The following is a 23,912-nucleotide window of genomic DNA, read 5'->3' on the forward strand; positions in this document are numbered from 1 at the left end:
CAGTGTGGCAGGAAAACCGCAGGGGAGATGTGCAGATTCATCGGCTGACTATAATTGTCGGATAGCCTGCTCTTTTGAGGCGCTGTTCCATTGCTGTTGCGTCGTCGAGTGTATCAAAATTCCCAACCTGAACCCGGAAGAAGCCGTCGGTATCAACGATGGATGCCGGAAAATCCTGTTCCAGCAGCTCGTTCAGCAGACGGTTTGCATAAGTTGGATTTCGAAATGCACCAACCTGTACCTTATATCCGGGCGGGTCAATCACATGGTCCATCTCCAGTGTATCCAGGATTCCGGAGGCGATAGCCTGTGCGATTGCATCAAAATTATCATCAAAAAGCTGGTTATCCGTGTTGGAATTGATGAATCCAACTTCGACCAGAACAGCAGGCATATTCGTGCGGCGGAGTACGACAAGATTGGGTCGTGCTTTTACGCCGAGGTTTACGAATCCAACAGACTCGAGCTGTTCATTGATATTCTCAGCCATCTGAAGCTTAATTCCGGACAGGTCATACACCAGGGATTCCACTCCTGATACTACATTATCTGTTGGAAAAGAGTTTCGGTGTATAGAGATGAAAAAGTCTACCCCCGCATTATTTGCTTCCATTGCTTTCTGATAAGGAGATTCGTATACATCCGTGGTTCTCGTGTATTCTACGTCGATATCATGATTCTGAAGAATTTCACCGACGGCTAAAGTAAGGCGCAGCGTATCATCTTTTTCCTGGCGTCCGTTATATACTGCTCCGGGATCCCGCCCGCCGTGTCCTGCATCTAACATGATTGAATAAGGCATAAGTAAAAATTCCTTTCACATTGTTCTATTTTATGATATGTAGAAATCCCAAGGAAGTTCCTGTTTGACAAAGAAAATCGGACTTCCGCATGAGTAAAGACTGCTTCTTGCAGTCCGGCCGCCATGTGGAAGTCCGATTATATTGCGGGCAGGGAAGATGCTTGATCCGCTGATTCCCTATGCCCGTTCACTGTATTCTTTTTTGGAGGGAGCGTCTTCCTGCTCCTCTATATCCTCGTCATCTTCATCAGATGCCTGCTTTTCGGGCAGATAAACGTGTACGCTTTCTACTCTGTTCTTATCCAGTGTTTCAACGACAAGCATGATCCCGCTGTCGGTTGTGACTTCATCACCTACCTCAGGCAGCCTGTCCAGATGTTCGATAATGAAACCGCCGAGAGAATCGTAATCCTCTGACTGTAGTTCCAGATCCAGGCGGTCATTCACATCGTCCAGACTCATGGAGCCTTCGATGATATATTCGTATTCGCCAAGCTGCTTAACGAATTCTTCTTCATTCTCGTCATATTCGTCATGGATCTCACCTACGATTTCTTCCAGAATATCTTCCAGAGTAACCAGCCCGGCTGTTTCACCGTATTCATCCAGTACGATTGCGATATTGAAGGAGGCATCTCTCATTTCCACAAGAAGCTCGGATATATTTTTGTATTCGTAAGTAAAGTAAGCCTCGCGCAGTATGTTGCGCACAGAGAACTGTTCTTTGCTGTCAAACAACAGGAGGTCCTTCATATTAATGGTACCAATTACATTGTCAGTTGTATCCTCATAAACAGGGAGACGTGTGAATTTGTCTTCTTTGAAAATATCAATCAGTTCTTTGTAAGTACTGTTTACATCTGCAAATGTTACATGGACACGCGGCACCATAACGTCCTTTGCACGGGCATCGCCCAGGTCGAATACATTGTAGATCATTTCTTTTTCTTCTGATTCAATGACTCCATCTTCATGGCTTACGTCCACGATTGTACGAAGCTCGTCCTCTGTCATGGCACTGTTCTTCGCATTGGGGTCAATGCGGAACAAAAACAGGATAGCACGTGAGAACAGGTTAATAATGAAGATAAACGGTGTCATTACTACCATAAATGCCCTTATCACCGGGATATAGGATAATGACAGCTTTACAGAATTCAGGGTTGCAATGCTCTTCGGGGTAATCTCTCCGAATACGAGGATTGCAACGGTCAGAGCTGCGGTTGCAATGCTGACCATGTAACCTCCGAAACTGTATGCCAGTGTGGCTGCCAGCGAAGAGGCAGAAATGTTGACAATGTTGTTGCCGATTAAGATTGCGCTCAACATCTTACGGGAATGGTTTTCCGTAACGTCCAGAACCATTCTGGCACGTTTGTTTCCGTCGTCTGCCAGAGAACGCATACGGATCTTGCTTACTGTGGTAAGCGCTGTCTCCGCGGATGAAAAAAATGCAGACAGTATCAATAGTACGATTAATATAACAAATTGTATGGCATCACTCGAGTCCAATTATCTGTTCACTCCTTTATTATTTTATTGCGTAATTGCTCTAAGCATGTATACCTCATAAATATACATCATTTGGGGCCTTTTTGCAAGTACAGGGTGTTCCGGGAGCCGGTTAAATAGTCAATATGGGCCATGATTTCAGTTATTTTGTATGAAAGGATATTAAAAACAGGAAAAATTTCATTAAAAACAGTAAAAAAATGAATTGGGAAAAAATGGAGGCGGGAATATAATAGTAGTGCTACTTTTTAGCGGCAGTATATCTGGGGATATTCTGCAATGTAAAGTCCTTCTTGGGGAGAGGAGGGAAAAATGGGTGTCTGAAACATAAAATTGTCGGATGGCCATTTTTATTTACAAATTTATAAGGAAAGGAGGGGGAAGTCAGGGGGGATAAAGGGAGTTACAGGGAGAAATTGGAGGAAAAGCATTGATGGGTAAAAAAGGAAAATCAGGAAGGCGGTTTTTGTCACGGGCAATGGCTGCTGTTTTTGCAGCAGCACTGGTTGCAGGAAGTATACCGGCAAAGGGCCTTACTTACGTGAAGGCGGCAGAAGAAACTGGCAGTGAGCAGAAGGACGGCAACAGCCTGCGACTCTGGTACGACAGCCCGGCAGATATCGGAAGTTACAGCTCCTGGGAAAAATGGTCACTTCCGATCGGAAACAGCGCGATCGGTGCCAGCGTATTCGGTGGAGTTGATATAGAGCGAATTCAGCTGAATGAAAAGTCATTGTGGTCTGGCGGGCCAAGTGACAGCCGTCCTGATTATAATGGGGGAAACATCCAGCAAAACGGCCAGGACGGGGCAACCATGAAGCAGATTCAGGAGCTGTTCAAGGAAGGAAATAACAGTGCAGCGTCGGCTCTCTGCAATAAGCTGATCGGCGTGAGTGATGATGCCGGCGATAAGGGCTATGGGTATTATCTGAGTTATGGAAATATGTATCTCGATTTTCAGGACGGTGCATCACCTGACAATGTAGAGAATTACAGCAGGGACCTTAATCTCAGGAATGCTGTATCATCTGTTGATTACGATTACAAAGGAACACATTATCACAGAGAATATTTTGTTAGCTATCCGGATAATGTACTGGTAACGAGACTTACTGCAGAAGGCGGTACGCTGGACTTTGATGTTCGTGTGGAACCGGATGATCAGAAGGGCGGCGGATCCAACAACCCGAGTGCGGAGTCTTATGGAAGGTCATGGGACACGGATGTAAAGGATGGCGTTATTTCGATAAACGGGGAATTGACCGACAATCAGATGAAGTTCAGTTCCCATACAAAAGTAGTTGCAGATGAGGGCGGCAAGGTGAAGGATGGAACCGAAAAGGTCAGTGTATCCGGAGCGAAAGAAGTCACAATCTACACCTCTATAGGAACAGATTATAAAAACGAGTACCCGGAATATCGTACCGGACAGACAGCAGAGGAAGTTTCCGCAAGGATCAAAGCCTATGTGGACCAGGCTGCAGTCAAGGGATATGAGGCTGTAAAAGAAGCCCATACAAAGGATTTCGATTCTATTTTCGGCAGAGTGGATCTGAATCTCGGACAGACGGTTTCAGACAGAGCGACCGACAGTCTTCTGGCTGCATATAACAGTGGAAAGGCCAGTGAAGGCGAGCGCAGACAGCTGGAGGTTATGCTTTTCCAGTATGGGCGTTATCTGACCATTGAGTCCTCGAGAGAAACACCGGACGATGATCCATCAAGGGAGACACTTCCTTCAAACCTGCAGGGAATCTGGGTTGGTGCTAATAATTCAGCATGGCATGCAGACTACCATATGAATGTAAATCTGCAGATGAACTACTGGCCGACTTACAGCACCAATATGGCAGAATGTGCACAGCCGCTGATCTCCTATGTGGACAGCCTGCGTGAGCCGGGACGTGTTACGGCAAAGATTTATGCAGGGATCGGCGATGGCAAATCAGAGACCGGATTTATGGCGCATACACAGAACAATCCTTTCGGATGGACATGCCCGGGATGGGATTTCAGCTGGGGATGGTCACCGGCAGCGGTTCCGTGGATTCTTCAGAACTGCTGGGATTACTATGATTTCACAGGAGATACAGAATACCTGAGAAATGTAATCTACCCGATCATGCGTGAGGAAGCACTCCTTTATGACCAGATGCTGGTAGATGACGGGACGGGAAAACTGGTTTCCTCACCAAGTTTTTCACCGGAGCACGGGCCTCGTACAGCAGGAAATACCTATGAGCAGACCCTGATCTGGCAATTATATGAGGATACCATTCAGGCAGCAGAAATCCTTGGGACAGATGCTGAACAGGTAGAAGTATGGAAAGACAAACAGTCCAGGCTGAAGGGACCGATCGAGATCGGTGACAGCGGACAGATCAAAGAGTGGTATGAAGAGACAACTGTAAATAGTCTGGGAGAAGGCTTTAATCACCGCCATCTTTCTCATATGCTTGGCGTCTTCCCGGGCGATCTTATTTCTTCAGATACACCGGAATGGTATGAGGCAGCTAAAATATCTATGAACAACCGTACTGACGAGAGCACCGGCTGGGGAATGGGACAGCGTATCAATACATGGGCAAGACTCGGAGACGGTAACCGCGCGTATAAGCTGATTACTGATCTGTTCCATAAAGGAATCCTTACAAATCTTTGGGATACACATGCACCATACCAGATCGATGGTAACTTTGGGATGACTTCAGGTGTGGCAGAGATGCTTCTGCAGAGCAACCAGGGATATATGAACCTGCTTCCGGCTCTTCCGGATGAGTGGGCAGACGGCAGTGTTAATGGCCTGACAGCGCGCGGAAATTTCGTACTGAATATGAGCTGGGGAGAAGGTGTTGTTAAGACAGCAGAAATTCTTTCCCGAAATGGGGGGACGGCAACAGTTCAGTTCCCGGATGCAGCGCTTGCAACTGTAGTGGACGGATCCGGCAATGTAGTTGAAATCAACGCGGTCAGCGACAACCGGATTTCTTTTGAAACAAGTGCAGGAGAAACATATACAGTAAAAGACGTGCCGGATATGAAGGTTCCTTCCGCTCCGACAGGGCTGGAAGCTGTCAGAGTATACGACGATAAGGTTGATCTGACATGGGATACATATGATGCAGATGGCAAAACGGTTACATATAATGTTTACCGTCAGGTAGGAGACGGTGATGTGCAGAGAATTGAGACGGGGCTTACGGTTCCTTCCTTTACAGATGCAAGGGCAGGGGCTATCCTGGGAGCGATGACCTATCAGGTGTCTGCGGTGGTTGGCGACCAGGAAGGTGAACGCACTGCGATGTGTGAAATCAGAGATCTAAGAAATATGGCAGGAATGATTGATGACGATGATTCCAGGATCGAGTATACCGGAAGCTGGGGCGACTGGGATCACAAAGGTGATCCGAACTATGCGGACACAATTAAGTACCTTGAGAATCCTACAGGAAGTGAAACTGTGAAGATGAATTTTGTCGGAACAGGAATCGAAGTAATTACCTGTACAAACACTGACCGGGGAATGTATGAAGTGTTTATTGACGGTAAGAGCGAGGGAAAGGCAGATACTTATACCGCTTCAACAGTACGTCAGTCAGTCGTATTTACAAAAGAGGATCTGGAATATGGAAGCCATGTGATTGAGCTGAAGGTTCTGGGTGAGAAGAATCCGGCCAGCAATAATACAAAGGTAGAATTTGATGCCTTCCGTGTGCTGGACAGCACGGTGCAGAAACCGGAAAGTATGACAGTATCTGCAGTTTCCGGAATTACTATGGTGGGTAAGGCCGGCAGCAGTGTGCAGATGCAGGCAGAAGTGCTGCCAGAGGATGCAGCAGATAAAAGTGTAGTATGGTCTGTTGACAATGACCTGGCTTCAATAGACGAGAACGGCCTGCTTACAGTTGGTGACAGAAATGGAACGGTAAGGATAACAGCAGTTTCAAAAGCGGACAGCAGTGTGACTGCAGATTTGGAGATGACGATTGCCCTTGCCGGCGATGTAGCAGACAATGAGACAATTGTGGAGGATAGTGTGAATAATTCTACTCCAAATCCGGCAATTACCTGGACTGGAAATTGGGGTACCTATGCAGGTGAAGCTGACAAACATCACGGTGGAACGAAGACTGAGGCAAAGGCTGGGGCAGCGTTCGAGTATACGTTTAATGGTACTGGTATAGAAGTATATATACAGAAGCATGCCAATTTTGCCAGCTTTGATGTGGAAATTGACGGAGGGTTCATTGAAACTGTATCTATGAACGGAAGCGGCAGTGGAGATCCGCAGTCTGTAGTCTTTTCAAAGACGGATCTCGGGAACGGAACACATACAATTAAGTGTACAATCGTTGAGAGAGACGGAAGAATGGATGGCAACCTGGATTATTTGAAAATCTTTTCACCAGGCACATCAGACTACGCGGATAAAGCGGATCTGCAGGATGCTATTACCGAGTGCTCAACTCTGGTAGCGGAGGCATATGACGCAGCAAAATGGGCTGACTTTAAAGCGGTATATAATGAAGCAGTCAAAGTAATGAATGATGCGGATGCGAAAGAAGACACAGTGAAGGATGTGGCTGAACGCTTACTGGCAGCTAAGGCTGATCTGGGCGAACCGTCCATGCCGACGCCGGTTATAGGTGAAGCAAAAGGCGGGCTGCTGCATGTAGAGCGCACGAGAGCAACTGTCAGCTGGGATGCTGTAAAAGGTGCAGCGTCTTACATCATCAGAACCGGGGGGACGGAAGTACAGACACTGGAGAGTACCGGTGATATGACAACAACGGATACCTGGTATACGCTGACAGGTCTGCAGCCGAATACAATGTATGAGGTACAGATCTTCGCAGTAAACGCACTTGGTGATGTGTCCGAAGATGCAATCAGGATTCCGGTGGAGACAACAGCGGCAAATGACACAGAAGGCCCCGGATCAGTAACAGAGATTTCTAAAAAAGCAGTCGGAGAGGATGCTGTGGAACTGTCGTGGAAAGCGCCGGAAGACGAAGACCTGGCCGGATATAATATTTACATCGATAATATCAAAGCAGCAGACCTGAAAGATAAAACGGCAACTACATGGAAGATGGAGAATCTGACGGTGGGACAGATATATGTGGTGAAAATTACAGCATATGACCAGACCGGAAATACTTCCATACCGGCCCAGTTCTCCTTTACCTTCAGCGTGGAACGCATTATCGCCGGAATCACAGTGGATCCTTCTGAACTGGCCGTGAAAAAAGGAACCGCATTTAAAGAGCTGAAGCTTCCAAAGACAGTGGATATTACATACAAGAGCGGACTAAATGAAAAAGATGTTCCGGTAAAATGGGACAAGGGTGATTATAAAGCAGACGAAGCGGGCGTTTATACGATATATGGAGAATTAAAAACAGATATCGCAATGGATAACCCGGATGAGCTGAAACCGGCGGTTAAGGTTACCGTGAAAGACACTGCAGTGGACCCGGCACCAGATCCGGACCCAACGCCAGATCCCGATCCGACACCGGATCCAGACCCGTCACCAGATCCGAATCCAAGCCCAAATCCGAATCCAAATCCGTCTAATCCGGGCGGATCAACAGGCGGTGGAAATCAGAACAATACAACTAATAATAATTCCGGAAATCAGGGAACAACTGGAAGCACTGCAAAAGATACAGTTAAGACAGGCGACCAGGGGCACCCGGCAGTATGGGCAGCAACTGCGGCAGCGGCAGTTCTGCTGATAGCGGTAATGGGTGTTGTATTGCGGAGAAGAAAAAGAAAATAATTATTTGACCACTAAAGGGTCGGCTTTATAGGCTGTTTCCAATAAGAACATACAGCAAGGAAAGCAAATGCCGGGCATCCGGTAAACATTCTGCGGTTTACAGCAGGGGTGTTTACCGGATGCCGCGGCTTTTTTTCGGGTTACGTCTTTTTCTTACGGCGTATGGTCCGGGCATTGCAGGCATAGTTACTGTTTACACCCTCCGGGGAGACAGCACGGTCTTAACCGTAACAGCGGACAGCCTGTTTGGGTAAACGGAAGTGACATCCTGTTGAATTTGAGTAGGGTTTGTTGTATGATTGAGGAGAAAGTTCAAAAGAATTGGAGAACGTATATGAATTTATATGAAAAACTATGTGACTTACTGGGAGAGGAAAGCGTTTTTGCGGATGAACCGATGAGCCGGCATACAACATTCCGCATCGGGGGGCCGGCGGATTATTTTACGGTTCCCGGTGATACAGATGACGTAAAAAAGGTAATCGATCTCTGCAAAAAGGAAGAAGTGCCTTATTACATTCTTGGAAACGGGAGCAACCTGCTGGTAGGAGACAAAGGATATAGAGGTGTTATCATTCAGATATATAAAAATATGAGTGAAATACACACCGATGGGAACAGGATTTTTGCGCAGGCTGGTGCGCTGTTGTCTAAGGTAGCTGCAGAAGCTCTTTCACACAGTCTGAAAGGCTTTGAATTTGCTTCCGGTATCCCCGGGACACTGGGCGGAGCCGTTATGATGAATGCAGGAGCCTATGGAGGTGAGATGAAGCAGGTTCTGGAGAGTGCCCGGGTTCTGACTCCGGAAGGGGAGATTAAGACCCTGAAAGAGGAAGAACTGGATTTGGGATACAGAACAAGTGTGATTGCCAAAAAGAATTATATTGTTCTCGAAGCAGTAATCCGGCTGGAGACTGGGGATGCCGAAAGCATCCGCTCTTATATGGAAGAGCTGAAAGAAAAAAGGGTGACAAAGCAGCCTCTGGAGTATCCGAGTGCGGGCAGCACTTTTAAACGGCCGGAAGGGTATTTTGCAGGGAAGCTGATAGAAGATGCAGGACTTCGCGGATTCCAGGTGGGAAATGCACAGGTATCACAGAAGCACTGCGGATTCGTGATTAACCGGGGCGGAGCTACGGCAGCGGAGGTGATATCATTGATGGGGCAGGTCGCTGATAAAGTGGAGGCGGCATCGGGCGTCAGACTGGAGCCGGAAGTGAAGCGGATAGGAGAATTCTGAGATGAGATTTGTGATTGTTACTGGTATGTCGGGCGCCGGCAAATCGACTGCGCTGAAGATGCTGGAAGATATGGGGTACTTTTGTGTGGATAATCTGCCGATCCCCCTGATCCAGAAGTTTGCGGAGATGCTGGCAGCGCCGGATTCCGAGATAGACAAGGCGGCCCTGGGGATAGATATCCGGGGCGGCCAGGCATTTAAGGGACTGGAAGAAAAGCTAAAACAGATTGATGAGATCGGGATACATTATGAGATTCTTTTTCTGGATGCAGGTGATGACGTGCTTGTAAAGCGGTACAAAGAAACACGCCGCCAGCATCCGCTGGGCGGAGTCGGACATATCGACATCGGAATCGCCAAAGAAAGAGAAAAAATTGCGTTCTTAAAAATGCAGTCCACGTATATACTTGATACAAGCAAGATGCTTACGAGAGAGCTGAGGCTGGAGCTTGAAAAAATCTTCGTAGAGGGAAAGGATTTTAAAAATCTCTATATTACTGTGATGTCCTTTGGCTTTAAATATGGAATCCCTCAGGACGCTGACCTTGTATTTGATGTACGTTTTCTGCCCAATCCTTATTATATCGAGGATCTGAGGCCAAAGACCGGCAATGATCAGGAGGTCCGCGATTACGTGATGGATAATGACAAGGCCAGGGAATTTCTGGATGAACTGACCCGAATGATGGATTTTTTGATCCCCAATTATATACTGGAGGGGAAGAATCAGCTGGTGATTGCCATCGGATGTACCGGCGGCAAGCATCGGTCCGTGACTCTTGCGAATGCTCTTTACCAGTTTCTGGAGCCGAAGGAAAGCTATGGTGTGCGTATTGAACATCGGGATATTGGGAAAGATGCTATTACGAAAGCAAAATAGGAGAGAGCTATGTCATTTTCTGGAAATGTGAAAGAAGAACTTTCGAAACAATGGAATACCGCAAGGCACTGCCAGATTGCTGAACTTGCGGCATTAATCAGCATGTGCGGATCTATTGTCATCAACAGTTACGGGCATTACAGCGTGAAAATTCATTCGGAAAATTTGGCTGTTGCAAGAAAATGCTTTACATTGATAGCAAAAACATTTAATATAGAAGCTGATATCTCTATCCGAAGAAACATTTCAAAGGAAAGTGTTTCTTATGCTGTGGTAGTAAAGCGGCATAAAGACGCTCTTTTTATCCTTCAGGCAGCAAAACTGATCGAAGAATACCAGGCAGGATTTGAAGATGTTCATATCGCAAATTCTCTTGTGGTTCAGCAGACATGCTGCAGACGATCTTTTATCAGAGGGGCTTTTTTAGCAGCAGGCTCGATGAGTGATCCAAACAAGTCGTATCACTTTGAAATTGTCTGTGCTTCTGAGAGAATGGCGCACCAGATTCAGGAACTGATATGTGGTTTCTCCATGGACGCCAAGATTGTCCAGCGTAAGAAGTCATATGTTGTATATCTGAAGGAAGGCTCACAGATAGTGGATATCCTGAATATTATGGAGGCGCATATATCGCTGATGGAGCTGGAAAATGTCCGGATTCTCAAAGAGATGCGCAATACCGTAAACCGCAAGGTAAATTGTGAAACTGCCAATATTAACAAAACAGTATCAGCCGCTGTCAAGCAGGTGGAGGATATTACATATCTGAGAGATACGATAGGTTTTGAAAAAATGTCGGAGGGACTGGAGGAAGTAGCGCTTGCCCGCCTTTCACATCCTGATGCGACACTCAAAGAGTTAGGTGAACTCTTATCACCGCCCGTTGGAAAGTCTGGTGTAAATCACAGACTCAGAAAATTGAGCGAGATGGCAGAAAAGGTAAGGCAAAAACAAGGAGGATTATTATGATTGAAACACCGGTTGTTATAAAACAGGACAAGGGACTTGACGGAAGACCAATCGCATTGTTAGTACAGGAGGCAAGCCAGTACTCAAGTTCAGTTTATATTCAGGTAGATGGGAAAAAGATCAATGCAAAAAGTATTATGGGGATGATGAGCCTGAACCTTTCAGAGGGCGAAAAGCTTACAGTAGTAACAGAAGGCGAAGATGAGCAGGTGGCTGCTGAAGGTATTAAAACTTTTTTTACCAGGAAAAAATAGTCAGCCACATTTAAAATAGAATAAAGAAGTATGAGGAAAGAGGTTGTGCTTTTGTGCGGCCTCTTTTATAATGAATGGATATGAAGCACAGCAAGTGGACGGCATAATGGCCGAACCACGGTTTACATAGTATGGTGGAGGGATAAATTATGAAGAAAATGCTGTTTATCTACAATCCAAATGCCGGAACGGGGCTGCTGAAACCGAAACTTTCCGACGTGCTGGATATTTTTGTAAAGGGTGGATATGAGGTGACGGTTTATCCGACTCAGCGTTATCATGATGCGCTGTCTAAGACGATCAGTTATGAAGCAGATTACGATTTGGTTGTCTGCAGCGGAGGCGACGGAACGCTGGACGAGGTAGTAACGGGAATGGCAAAAAGAGCGAAGCAGGTGCCCATCGGCTATATTCCGGCAGGGACGACCAATGATTTTGCCAATAGCCTGCATATTTCAAAAGATATGCTGGAGGCTGCAGACACAGCCGCAAACGGGGTGCCGTTCCCATGCGATGTAGGAGTTTTTAATGATGATATCTTTGTATATATTGCTGCTTTCGGCCTGTTTACGGATGTATCTTACGAGACAAAGCAGAGCATGAAGAATGTGCTGGGCCATCTGGCCTATGTTCTGGAGGGCACGAAGCGTATCTTTAATATCCCTTCATACCGCATCAGAGTGACTTATGACGATGAGGTACTGGAAGATGAGTTCGTATTTGGAATGGTGACAAATTCCAGATCCGTCGGGGGATTTAAGGGCATCATTGGTAAAGATGTGGTGTTCGATGATGGAGAGTTTGAGGTGACGCTGATTAAGACGCCGAAGAATCCGATAGAGCTGAATGAAATTATTGCTTCGCTTGTGATCAAGCAGATTGACTCTGCGCATATGTATTCCTTCCGTTCAGGAAATATCCGGTTTGAATCAGTGGAAGAGATCCCATGGACGCTGGACGGAGAGTTCGGCGGGGAACATGATGATGTACAGATCAGGAATAAGAAACAGGGACTGCGGATCATGGTGGCGGAGAAAAGTATTGAGAATCTTTCTGTGAAGGGGAGGATTTCTGGGGGAATTGGGATGAAGGGAGACGTTTTGTGAGGGGGGACGCTCTATGACAGGACTGCCGGGAAGGCGTTGGAACTGTATATGCCTTCCCGCCAGTCCTGTCATAGAGCTGGTGTAGCCGTGCCACGGGTCTTTACGAACCATGCCGTTAAAAAAAGGACAAAAACGACAAAAAATTAAAAAAAATGCTTGCATATTTTAGAATCGTATAGTATAATGAAATTCGCTTGTGAAAGCAATATAATACATGGCTCCATGGTCAAGCGGTTAAGACGCTAGCCTCTCACGCTGGAATCAGGGGTTCGATTCCCCTTGGAGTCACTGAACGAGATACCGGAAATCCTTTGGTAAGAGGGTTTTCGGTATTTTTTTGTTTCTCGAAATAAAAAAGGGAACAAAAAAGGCAAATTATATTGTCAAAGAATCTTTGCTTGCCCAAAATATGAATGGAAAAGGCTGATTGCTTTTTTTCTTTTATTTATTGTAATAGCTGAGGATCATATCTAGTGCGCGGCTTGAACGCTCAGAAAGTGGGTATTCCCCCTCGTGGAGACACCAGTCGTAGATCATGCCTCTGGTAATACCCAGGATATCTTCTGTGATTGCAGCGGGATCTCCCTGGAGTGAACCGGCGGCAGTCTCTTCCAGGACGGCCTGATAGATTGTCTGGTAGAAGAAGCGTTCCGGGTTCAGGATATATTTTTCACTGCTGGAAAGCTGATGTTTGAAATATTGGAGTGCGGCTCTGGCTCCCATGTCCTCCATAGAGCGGGCCTGCCCCGAGATGAGAAAATGAATGGCTTCCAGCGGTGATTCGGGATGCCCTTTTTTCCAGGCCTCTTCGGACTGCTGGTCAAACAGGCGGTAGCCCTCGTCCAGTATGTTTTCTTTGCTTTTAAAATGATGATAAAAAGCGCCTACGGATACTTCTGCCTTGTCGCAGATATCCTGAACCGTTACATTTTCGTAAGATTTTTCTGCGAACAGAGATACGGCACACGAAAAGATATTCTGCTTGGTTGCTATTGCCTGTTTCTGGCGGTTTGTCTGTGGTTTCATAAAATCCCCCCCTAATCCGTCCTGACGGATGTCATGTCTATTATAAATTTAATTCATTTTCAAAGTGATATTACGCAGTACTGACGCCGATACTCCGGGCAATACTGTTTTTTTAGCATACCATGATTATTCCCTGTTTGACAAGGTATCGGAATATTATAGGCATATTTAACAAAATATAATTCGGCGAATTGTATTCTGTGCCAATAGATACAGATTCGATTCAGTGTTATAATTTTAACAGAACATGTTGGAAAGCTGAAAGGAGTTGTCTATGTCTACAAAGTACAAACATTTATTTTCGCCGGTCAAGGTTGGGAACACAGAGGTGCCAAACCGTATTGCCATGATGCCGATGGGGGTATTCTCACCGCGCCTGATGAATCAGAAAACGGGAGCTTACACAAAAGACGGCGCAGACTATTATATTGAACGTGCAAAAGGGGGAACCGGCCTGATTGTTACGGGACTGGTGCCGATTATTCCGATTCCGGCGAGAAACCCGGTTAATTTTCCTGATGAATATGTATCTGCCATGAAGTATCTCACGGACGGGGTCCATAAGTATGGTTCCAAAGTATTTGTTCAGCTGACGGCTATGACGGGCAGAGCCGCACATATTGAAAGTGAGACGGACTGGAAGATGCTCCCCGCCCCAGCGCCAATACAGAATGTGTGGGACCCCGCTATAAAGAACAGAGGAATCTCAAAAGAGGAGATTCACAAATACGTTGAGAATTTTGCCCAGGCGGCATATCTTGTAAAGCAGGCGGGCGGTGACGGCGTTGAAATCCATGCAGTCCACGAGGGATATCTTCTGGATCAGTTTGCAATCGGATTCTACAACAAACGTACAGACGAGTACGGCGGATGTCTGGAGAACCGTCTGAGATTTCCAAAGGAAATTGTGGAAGCCATCAAAGAAAAATGCGGGAAAGATTTTCCGGTGTCCGTGCGCTACAGCGTGCGCAGCTATGTAAAAGACTTCAACCGCGGAGCGCTCCCGGGTGAGGAATTTGAAGAAAAGGGCCGCGATCTGGAGGAAGGCGTAACCGTTGCCAAACTACTGGAGGAATATGGATATGATATGCTGAACTGCGACAACGGAAGCTATGATTCCTGGTTCTGGCCGCACCCTCCGGTGTACATGCCCAAGGCCTGCAATCTGCAGGATGTGGCAGCAGTTAAAAAAGCGGTAAACATTCCCGTTGTCTGTGCGGGCCGTTTTGATGATCCGGAGCTTGCCGAAAAAGCAATTGCCGAGGGCCGGATCGACATTATGGGAATGGGACGCCCGCTCCTGGCAGACCCGGAGCTGGGCACCAAGTTCTACGAGGGGCGTCTGGACGATGTACGTCCCTGTATATCCTGTCATCAGGGCTGTCTGGGCAGAATCTTCCAGGGCAAGGACATCAGCTGTGCCGTCAACCCGGCATGCGGAAGAGAAAAAAGCTATGAAATACAACCGGCCCAGAAGAAGAAAAAAGTCCTCGTAATCGGCGGCGGACTGGGCGGCATGGAAGCAGCCAGAGTCTGTGCCCTGCGCGGACATGAAGTAGATCTGTTCGAGAAAACAGGAGAACTCGGAGGCGTCTTTGTAGCCGCCGCAACCCCGGACTTCAAAGATGACGACAAAAACCTTCTGAAATGGTACAAAAAACAGATGAAAGACCTCCCCGTCAACGTACATATGAACACCGAAGTAACAGCAGAAATGACCACTGGATATGACGAGATATTCGCGGCCACAGGAGCATCAGAAAGAAAACTGACCACACCGGGATTCGACGCAGCAAATGTAACCTATGCCATCGACACCCTGAGAAACACAGACATAAAAGGCAAAAACGTTATCATAATAGGCGGCGGCCTAACCGGCTGTGAGATAGCCTACATGCTTGCCCGCGAAGGCAAAACCGTAATAATCATAGAAATGGCAGAAACAATCCTGAACGCTTTCGGCCTCGCAGCCGCAAACTACAACATGTTAATGGAACTCCTGGATTACTACAAAGTCAAAGTAATAAAAAATGCAGTAGTAGAAAGCTACAAAGACGGCACAGCCACAGTACAAGAGACCATCAAAAACTATCCAAACACAGCAAACCGTGCAGCCCGCATGTTCGCCCTCGGTCCGCAGGGAACGAAAGTAAAACACCAGATCCCCGCCGACCATATCGTAGTATCCGTCGGCTACACCCCGGATCAATCACTATACGAAAAAATAAAAGCAGAAAATGTCCACCTAATAGGCGATGCAAGACAGCCCACAAACGTAATGGACGCCATCTGGGCAGCCTACGAAACAGCAATGACCTTATAACACCATTAGATAAACCCAAAACAAAATGCAGCTCACGAGCTTTAGCCTCGTGAGCGCAGTCTTAACCACCTGCCATATCAATCCTCAACACACAGCCAGAAAAAATCCACCGCCCCGGTCTGTCCCCCACCGATTTCTATCATTTATGGATTGTCTTTTCCACGACGATAAGCTATAATGTAAAAAGATTTGATAACAAACATGCTCACCGGTTTCTATCCGGCGAGTCATAGAAGTGGAGGAGGATTATATGTTAGTATCAGCAAAAGAAATGCTTCAGAAGGCAAAAGCAGGCCATTATGCAGTAGGACAGTTTAACATTAACAACCTGGAATGGACAAAAGCAGTTTTGACTGCAGCCCAGGAGTGCAACTCTCCGGTAATTTTAGGTGTATCAGAAGGTGCCGGAAAGTATATGACAGGATACAAGACAGTCGTGGGTATGGTGAATGGAATGATGGAAGAACTCAACATTACTGTACCGGTAGCTCTCCACCTGGATCACGGCAGCTATGAGGGATGCCTGAAGTGTGTAGAAGCAGGATTTTCTTCTATCATGTTTGACGGTTCCCACTATCCGATCGAAGAAAATGTAGCAAAGACAAAAGAACTTGTAAAGATTGTAAGTGAGCATGGAATGTCTCTGGAAGCAGAGGTCGGCTCTATCGGCGGCGAGGAAGACGGCGTTATCGGTAAAGGCGAGTGTGCAGATCCTCAGGAATGCAAGATGGTTGCAGACCTTGGAATTGACTTCCTGGCAGCAGGAATCGGCAATATCCATGGAAAATACCCGGATAACTGGGAAGGGCTGAGCTTCGAGACTCTGGATGCAATCCAGAAGCTGACAGGGGACATGCCTCTGGTACTTCACGGCGGTACAGGCATTCCGGAAGATATGATCAAAAAAGCGATTGATCTGGGCGTTGCAAAGATCAATGTAAACACAGAATGCCAGTTATCATTTGCAGCAGCTACACGCAAATATATCGAGGCTGGAAAAGATCTGGAAGGAAAAGGATTTGACCCGCGTAAGCTATTAAAACCAGGCGCAGACGCAATCCAGGAGACCGTGAAAGAAAAGATGGAATTATTCGGATCAGTCGGAAAAGCTGAATAAAAATTAAAAATTTTTACTTGCCTTTTTTGGACGATTGAGGTATACTGACAGACGTAGATACGAACAAGGGCGTTCCAAGATAACTTGGAGTGCCCTTTTACTTTATGGGAATGTTGTACATATGCAGTATAGAAGGCCCATAAGATAAAAAGATTAAAACGGGGATTCGCGAGGCAGCCCGGTTCTACAAATTTTGAGAAGCGAAAAGAAAGGAAGGAATTATGAGTGCAGAACTAGTCAATGTTGCAGAGATTTTTGGGGAAAACGTGTTTAATGATACTGTAATGCAGGAACGTTTGCCGAAAAAGATCTACAAAAACCTGAAAAAAACGATTGAGGAAGGATCGGAGCTGGATCTGGAGACGGCCGACGTCATCGCACATGAGATGAAGGAATGGGCGATCGAGAAGGGCGCCACACATTATACACACTGGTTCCAGCCTCTGACAGGTGTGACCGCAGAAAAGCATGACTCTTTCATCTCAGCTCCGCTGCCGAGCGGTAAAGTGCTGATGAGCTTTTCCGGAAAAGAGCTGATCAAAGGAGAGCCGGATGCATCTTCATTTCCGTCAGGTGGACTTCGGGCCACTTTCGAAGCGAGGGGCTATACCGCATGGGATTGTACTTCACCGGCTTTTGTAAGACAGGATGCCGCAGGTGCCACGCTCTGTATTCCAACCGCGTTCTGTTCCTATAAAGGAGAGGCGCTGGATCAGAAGACTCCGCTCCTTCGTTCAATGGAAGCTGTCAGCAAACAGTCACTCCGGATGCTCCGCCTGTTCGGAAATACGACTTCCAAAAAGGTGACACCTTCTGTTGGTCCGGAGCAGGAATATTTTCTGGTGGATGCGCAGAAGTTCAGGCAGAGGAAGGATCTAATTTATACAGGAAGAACTTTGTTTGGTGCAATGCCTCCGAAAGGCCAGGAGTTGGATGACCATTATTTTGGTACGATCCGTCAGAGAATCGCCTCATTTATGAAAGATGTGAATGAAGAACTTTGGAAGGTAGGCGTGTCGGCAAAAACACAGCATAACGAGGTGGCACCGGCACAGCATGAGCTGGCCCCGATCTATGCAGAGGCAAATATCGCAGTGGATCACAACCATCTGGTTATGCAGACGCTTAAAAGGGTTGCATGTCAGCATGGTATGAAGTGCCTGCTTCACGAGAAGCCGTTTGCAGGTGTAAATGGATCCGGCAAGCATGATAACTGGTCCTTAACTACAGACGACGGGATCAATATGCTGGAACCGGGCAAGACACCGCATGAGAATACACAGTTCCTGATGGTGCTGACCTGTATTCTGAAGGCTGTCAACAGACATGCAGATCTGCTTCGTGAATCTGCGGCAGATCCCGGAAATGATCACAGACTGGGAGCCAATGAAGCGCCGCCGGCTATTATATCCGTTTTCCTCGGTGAACAGCTGGAGGATGTGCTTGAGCAGCTGATCAGCACAGGTGAGGCGACACACAGTCTCAAGGGCGGAAAACTGGAGACCGGTGTGAAGACCCTGCCGGATCTGGCTAAGGATGCAACCGACCGGAACCGGACTTCTCCTTTTGCATTTACAGGAAATAAATTCGAATTCCGTATGGTAGGTGCACGTGATTCTGTAGCGGCTCCGAATATTGTACTGAATACGATCGTTGCAGAGGCATTTTCAGAGGCATGTGACGTGCTTGAAAAATCCGATGATTTTGATAAGGCGGTACACGACCTGATCAAAGAATATGCTACAGAAAACCAGAAAATTGTATTCAACGGAGACGGATATTCAGAGGCATGGGTAGCGGAAGCAGAAAGGCGTGGACTTCCGAATATAAAATCTATGGTTGAAGCGATTCCGGCAATGACGACCGATAAGGCAGTGGCATTGTTCGAAAAGTTCAGTGTCTTTACAAAGGCGGAGCTGGAGTCACGTGCGGAGATTCAGTATGAATCCTATGCAAAGGCAATCAACATTGAAGCACGTACAATGATCGACATGGCGAGCAAACAGATTATACCGGCAATTATGAATTATACAAAAACGCTTGCGGATACAATTATTGCAGTAAAAGCTGCCGGAGCAGATTCCTCCGTGCAGAGTGAACTGCTTCATGAAGTGTCAGGGCTGCTGATAGAAACGAAAACTGCTCTGAAAACCCTGATAAAAGTGACAAATGAAGCGGCAGAGAAGGAAGAGGGAGCTGTGCAGGCGAACTTCTATCATACAGATGTATTCCCGGCTATGGAAAATCTGCGTACACCGGTGGATGCACTGGAAATGATTGTAGACAAAGAAGTATGGCCGATGCCTTCTTATGGTGATTTGATATTTGAGGTATAAAATACATTAAAAATACAACGTCTGTCATACTGGCGGAAAAGACTATATCACAAGATATGTCTATGATTATGAATAGATCCGGATTTATAATGTGAATTATAGCATGTAATGGGGAAAGAGATGGTTGTCATTAGCCATCTTTTTTCTTTTTGGAAAAGTTTGGGTGAGGCTGTGACTCGTACGAGTCACAGCCTCACCTATTTAGAAGTGTCTGTTTCCCGACAGCCCCTTGTTTAAGAGAAGAAATTGATGGGGAAGAGATTAGTGTGTGTTGCCCCGTCCGCTTCCCCCGATGACGATATCATCGTCACATACTGGCTGCAGCCACAGTTCACCTGGCGTTTCGGGGATGTATGGCATAAGGATATAGGAGGGATAATCTTTATCTCTGTAAATCTTGTAATTGATGGTAGTTGCACTTGGGATTGGACCAAGGTGATCCATCTTGGCCTGCCATGCCCCTTTTTGCTCGTAGAAGTTATCCATAGCTTTTACTTCAAGCTCAATAGCAGAGCCAGGTGCAAAGACCATTCCGATTGGGTTAATTTCAATCACGTATTCCTTGATTTCTCCGGGTACAACAGGGACTTTTTTTGTATAATCATGGGCCGGGCGTCCGATTTCGCTCTTTTCCTCATCAAGCGGATAACATGCCTTTAAGGAACCCGTGCGGCATACAGGCATTCTTGTTCCGCCTGGTGTAATCTGCCATAGTTTGGTAATAAAGTTAGCATTATCACTGTCGATAGAAGCCCAGAGATGGAGTTCGATTGGCCCTGTGAATTCCGTTGGCCGGCTGAAACGGTCTGTGCGGTAAACAAGGGTTTCCACCTCGGTTGTGATGTGAGGCGGCCTGTGCGTAAAGCTGTCTGGAGGCAGATTGCCTTCCACAACAGGCTCCCACCGCAGGTTGCCGAATGTATGAAGATATAATTTCTTCCAGTTTGTTCTTGCCAGTGGATATTCGTATTCATAACGGTATCCCCGCCCCAGAATATTCAGTTTCATCGGAGGCTCATCCACGATACCTGTGTCAATGCCTTTCATCCAGTAATCATACCAGCGCAGCATTTCCTCATTCATAAAGCGGTAAGGCAGTTCCATTCCGTTATAGCCTTCCATAACGCCGCAGCGCTTGTATACATTCAGTTCTTTTGAATTCATGGCGTTGAATACCGGAGCTGACCAGCGGCCCTGCGGAGCCCAGCCGCATTTGAAATATACAGGGACTTTAATCTGGTCATATTTATATTTCATAGAACGGGGGCGCCAGAAATCATCTTCCTGCGGATGAAGCAGATAGTCAAGATAGAAGGTGTGATATTTTGGAGGCCATACATTAAACATCTTGTTAAAGTATGTGTTAATGGCAATATCAGGATCTTTTTGTACCTCTTCAATCAGGTTCTTCATCTCGTCCCCGGACATCATTTTGCTTGTCCAGGTAGTTGGATTATTGGATGGGCAGAGTTCCCAATACATATTCATGTATGTATCAGCGACACCGCCGTAATAGCCGTGCTGATAGTAGTCATCCGTATAGCTCAGCGGCATAATACATACCAGGTGAGGCGGCTGAAGAGCGGCAGCCAATGCTTGGATAATACCAAAATAGGAATATCCAAGCAGGGCAACCTTTTCCGTACTCCACTGGCAGTCCGTTCCTGCCCACTCAACATAGTCATAGACATCTTCCTGCTCCTGCGGGTTATAAACACCAAGGTATTCCCCCTCACTTCTTCCGATACCGCGTCCGTCAGGGATGATAAATGTATAGCCTCTTTCCACAAAAAAATCAATATCGCCCGCTTCCAGGCTGTGGTCGAAATAGTTGGATGCACCCGGAAGTGCACCGTGGCGCATCCTCTGCATCTTCTTTCCATAAGCAGAGTATGCAATCAGAGAAGGAGCCGCCTCCAGCTCTGCCGGATGATAAATATCAACATAAGTCTTCGTTCCGTCTCTTAAATAAACTTCCACATCTTCTTCCAGTTTAACATTGTAAATAGGCTTTGAAAGCTTGTCGAGGTTCTTAGTATATCGTCTGTCCCAATAAACCGGAACCTTTTCCAGACCTGTCTGCCCGTAAAATTCTTCTTGGTTCATAATCGTACCTCCTATGTTTTTGATAAGGTAAGTATAATCCCCAAAAAAGCATCTGTCTGTCTATAATGTGACACAAAAAGAAAAATCTGACAAAAATGACGGGGCCGCTGCCTGCCCCTAATCCCCAATCTCACTATTAAGAATAATATCCAGGAGTTTGTTGAAATCCAGTACGGACAGTTTTCCGCGTTCTGTGGATATGATTCCTTCTTTTCTCCAGTCGCTTAATATTTTGGCCGCTGTCTGCCTGGCCATTCCTGAGGAAAAGGCAAGCGCACTCTGGGTGATGCGGATATTCATGCTTTTCTGTTTGCTGTTTGTGGTCAGGTTGACAATGGTAGAGGCAAGCCGCCCCGGGGCATCCAGGTACATGGCGTTGACCATGTGCTGTGCGGAATTCAGCAGGCGGTCGATCAGTTCATGAATGATAACTTTGCATACACAGGGATTGTTCCAGACTGCTTCTAAAAAATAATTTTTGGGAATAGAGATTAACTGACAATCCTCCAGAGTCAGCGCTGTATTGGGATAGGGTTCATTTGTCAGCATGCCCATCTCTCCGAAATATTCGCCGTCGCTCCTCACCTTTACAATAATATCTGCGCTGGTTCCGTAAAATACGGATTCCATTATGTAGCCGGATTTAATAATGTATAAGTGATTGGATGACTCATCTTTTCTGTAAATTGTTGCACCTTTTTTCTTATGGACGACCCGACAGTGCGTGGAAAGTTCAATAAGCTGTTTGACAGGGATATTTTCAAACAGTGCGGTTGCTTTCAATGACTGAAAAATCGCTTGTTCTTCTTTGCTTAAGTCTTGGAGTTTGGTTGCTTTGTCCATATTACCTGCAGTCCTTTCTTTATTATGTGCTACTAGGAGTTTAACATATTGCACAAAAAAATGGAATAAACAACTCAAAATTAGGGAAATGTCACATGCCTGACACTTTGAGAGTCAGAAATTAGGTATAGTTAACTAAAATAAACAGAAAGAAAAGAGGTAGGTAGATGAAAAAACAGAAAATGAATTTGTTGTCCTGTATCTTAATGGGTATCGGAAGTATCATAGGTGCCAGCGTATTTGCCACAACACCTATTGCCATTAAGATTATTGGAGGTAATGGGATTGTTATCGGTTTCATCTGTGCGGCGCTGTTTGTATTTCTCCGCAGTATCCCCGAGATGTTACTGGTTTCAGCATTACCTGCTAACGGCGGCTCCTACATGTACCTGACAAGACTGGTCCATCCGGTTATGGGTGCGTGGGATGCATTTAACGAATTGGTGGTAGGTGTTATGAAGATCGCAACCATGGCATTAACGTTTTCTACATACTTTTGCATGCTGGTTCCGGCATGCCCCGAGAAAGCAGCAGCAGTCGCCTGCATCATAATTTTTACAATTATTTCTTGTTTTGGCATCAAGTTTTCATCCACGGTACAGAATGTCTGTGTAGCAGTTCTGCTTGTTGCATTAGGTGTCTATATCTTTGGCGGATGGGGAGCAGCAGTCGTATCTCTGGGAGAAGTGATTTCTACAACATTCCAGCTCGGAGCACTCTGGGCAGCCATGGGAATTATGCACGGCAGCCTGATTGGTGCGAATGTACTTTACTACTCAGCAGAGGAAATCGAGAATCCTGGCAAGAACGTGCCGGTCGCATACCTTGTCAGTACACTGGCAACAGCAGTTATCTATGCAGCAGTTGCATATGTAACAGTAGGCGTTATGCCTAATTTTTACGAGATTGACAACCTGGCACAGGTTGCAGGAGAATTCATGGGCCCCGGAATGCTGATGTTCTTTGTGGCTGGCGGCGCACTCCTAGCAGTTGTGACAAGTATCAACTCCGCTATGATGATGTTCTCACGGATTAACTTCGCAGCAGCAAGAGACGGCCTGTTCCCGAGTAAAATCTGTGAGTCTAACAAACATGGCGCTCCAGCCTTTTCGCTTTGGGTAAACTCCGTGATCGCTATTGCGGCAATCGTTTCAGGATTTAACCTTGACGATGTCGTAAAGATTACGACAATTCCTGGCCTATTATTGCTGCCGATTACTTTCTTCAGTATTTTCATGCTGCCAAGAAAGTTCCCCAATGCATATAAAAATGCTTATATCCGGACACCTCATATCTTAAACTGTCTGCTGACTGCTGCAGCGGGTGTTATGTGTGTACTGCTTGGAAGCTATGTACTGTTCCAGATGTCCTCTAAGAACTGGATTACAATGGTTATCTTCTATATCTGTGCTATTATTTATACAATGATACGCCGGAAATATGTTCTGGATAAAAAAGGCTACGATATTTTTGCAAAGATGAAAGAACCATACGAACCATGGCATAAAATGGAAAAGCAGGCAAAAGCAGAGATCGAGGGCGGCACGGCCAGTTGATTGTCTTGTAAGATGACATACAAAATTAAAAAAATGGTGTGTACGTGACAACGGTAT

15 protein-coding genes and 1 tRNA gene are annotated in these 23,912 nt (G+C 46.2%); 11 read left to right on the top strand and 5 right to left on the bottom strand.

The window, feature by feature from the left end; genetic code table 11:
* Positions 1 to 37: 37 nt before the first annotated feature.
* Together HMPREF0240_RS01810 and HMPREF0240_RS01815 are read right to left on the bottom strand one after the other, a co-directional pair.
* On the bottom strand, positions 38 to 802 hold the full coding sequence (locus HMPREF0240_RS01810) for an N-acetylmuramoyl-L-alanine amidase (protein ID WP_035312243.1): 765 nt from the start codon (positions 800 to 802) through the stop codon (positions 38 to 40).
* A gap of 177 nt (positions 803 to 979) precedes the next feature.
* Positions 980 to 2,314 (bottom strand): hemolysin family protein, encoded by a 1,335-nt coding sequence (locus HMPREF0240_RS01815; protein WP_035312245.1) that lies wholly within the window; start codon positions 2,312 to 2,314, stop codon positions 980 to 982.
* A 433-nt stretch (positions 2,315 to 2,747) separates the two neighbouring features.
* Here HMPREF0240_RS01815 and HMPREF0240_RS01820 point away from each other — a divergent pair, with 433 nt between their 5' ends.
* The 7 genes from HMPREF0240_RS01820 to HMPREF0240_RS01850 all read left to right on the top strand — a co-directional run bounded on the left by HMPREF0240_RS01820 (position 2,748) and on the right by HMPREF0240_RS01850 (position 12,836).
* The gene (locus HMPREF0240_RS01820; protein ID WP_009001754.1) at positions 2,748 to 8,099 is read left to right on the top strand and encodes a glycoside hydrolase N-terminal domain-containing protein; all 5,352 of its coding nucleotides are present in this window, start codon (positions 2,748 to 2,750) and stop codon (positions 8,097 to 8,099) included.
* A gap of 334 nt (positions 8,100 to 8,433) precedes the next feature.
* Positions 8,434 to 9,339: a UDP-N-acetylmuramate dehydrogenase gene (gene murB, locus HMPREF0240_RS01825; RefSeq protein WP_035312247.1), complete on the top strand. Its 906-nt coding sequence runs from the start codon at positions 8,434 to 8,436 to the stop codon at positions 9,337 to 9,339.
* Position 9,340: 1 nt separating this feature from the next.
* Positions 9,341 to 10,219 (top strand): RNase adapter RapZ, encoded by an 879-nt coding sequence (gene rapZ / locus HMPREF0240_RS01830; protein WP_009001756.1) that lies wholly within the window; start codon positions 9,341 to 9,343, stop codon positions 10,217 to 10,219.
* 9 nt (positions 10,220 to 10,228) lie between these two features.
* A complete protein-coding gene (gene whiA / locus HMPREF0240_RS01835) occupies positions 10,229 to 11,188 on the top strand; it encodes a DNA-binding protein WhiA (protein WP_009001757.1) in 960 nt (319 codons plus the stop codon).
* Complete coding sequence (locus HMPREF0240_RS01840) at positions 11,185 to 11,442, top strand: HPr family phosphocarrier protein (protein WP_009001758.1); 258 nt, start codon at positions 11,185 to 11,187, stop codon at positions 11,440 to 11,442. The genes whiA and HMPREF0240_RS01840 overlap by 4 nt, the downstream gene beginning before the upstream one ends.
* 149 nt (positions 11,443 to 11,591) lie before the next feature.
* Positions 11,592 to 12,548: a YegS/Rv2252/BmrU family lipid kinase gene (locus HMPREF0240_RS01845; RefSeq protein ID WP_009001759.1), complete on the top strand. Its 957-nt coding sequence runs from the start codon at positions 11,592 to 11,594 to the stop codon at positions 12,546 to 12,548.
* Positions 12,549 to 12,764: 216 nt separating this feature from the next.
* Positions 12,765 to 12,836: transfer RNA gene (locus HMPREF0240_RS01850), tRNA-Glu, on the top strand.
* Between the two features lie 153 nt (positions 12,837 to 12,989).
* Here the strand turns inward: HMPREF0240_RS01850 and HMPREF0240_RS01855 are convergent.
* On the bottom strand, positions 12,990 to 13,574 hold the full coding sequence (locus tag HMPREF0240_RS01855; RefSeq protein WP_009001760.1) for a TetR/AcrR family transcriptional regulator: 585 nt from the start codon (positions 13,572 to 13,574) through the stop codon (positions 12,990 to 12,992).
* Between the two features lie 274 nt (positions 13,575 to 13,848).
* Between HMPREF0240_RS01855 and HMPREF0240_RS01860 the strand changes: the two genes are divergently transcribed.
* The 3 genes from HMPREF0240_RS01860 (at position 13,849) to HMPREF0240_RS01870 (ending at position 19,350) form a co-directional block, all read left to right on the top strand.
* Positions 13,849 to 15,897 carry an FAD-dependent oxidoreductase gene (locus HMPREF0240_RS01860; RefSeq protein ID WP_035312249.1) on the top strand — a complete coding sequence of 683 codons (2,049 nt, stop codon included), beginning with the start codon at positions 13,849 to 13,851 and terminating at the stop codon, positions 15,895 to 15,897.
* Between the two features lie 250 nt (positions 15,898 to 16,147).
* Entirely contained in the window at positions 16,148 to 17,014 is an 867-nt protein-coding gene (gene fba / locus HMPREF0240_RS01865) for a class II fructose-1,6-bisphosphate aldolase (protein WP_035312250.1), read from the top strand.
* 221 nt (positions 17,015 to 17,235) lie between these two features.
* Positions 17,236 to 19,350 carry a glutamine synthetase III gene (locus tag HMPREF0240_RS01870; protein ID WP_009001763.1) on the top strand — a complete coding sequence of 705 codons (2,115 nt, stop codon included), beginning with the start codon at positions 17,236 to 17,238 and terminating at the stop codon, positions 19,348 to 19,350.
* A 261-nt stretch (positions 19,351 to 19,611) separates the two neighbouring features.
* Here HMPREF0240_RS01870 and HMPREF0240_RS01875 read toward each other — a convergent pair whose 3' ends face one another.
* Positions 19,612 to 21,456 (bottom strand): CocE/NonD family hydrolase, encoded by a 1,845-nt coding sequence (locus HMPREF0240_RS01875; protein WP_009001764.1) that lies wholly within the window; start codon positions 21,454 to 21,456, stop codon positions 19,612 to 19,614.
* A 117-nt stretch (positions 21,457 to 21,573) separates the two neighbouring features.
* Complete coding sequence (locus HMPREF0240_RS01880) at positions 21,574 to 22,299, bottom strand: Crp/Fnr family transcriptional regulator (RefSeq protein WP_035312251.1); 726 nt, start codon at positions 22,297 to 22,299, stop codon at positions 21,574 to 21,576.
* 167 nt (positions 22,300 to 22,466) lie between these two features.
* Between HMPREF0240_RS01880 and HMPREF0240_RS01885 the strand changes: the two genes are divergently transcribed.
* Positions 22,467 to 23,855 (top strand): APC family permease, encoded by a 1,389-nt coding sequence (locus tag HMPREF0240_RS01885; RefSeq protein ID WP_009001766.1) that lies wholly within the window; start codon positions 22,467 to 22,469, stop codon positions 23,853 to 23,855.
* The last annotated feature ends 57 nt before the right edge of the window (positions 23,856 to 23,912 follow it).

The organism is Clostridium sp. D5 (assembly GCF_000190355.1).
Lineage (GTDB): Bacteria > Bacillota > Clostridia > Lachnospirales > Lachnospiraceae > Faecalicatena > Faecalicatena fissicatena_A.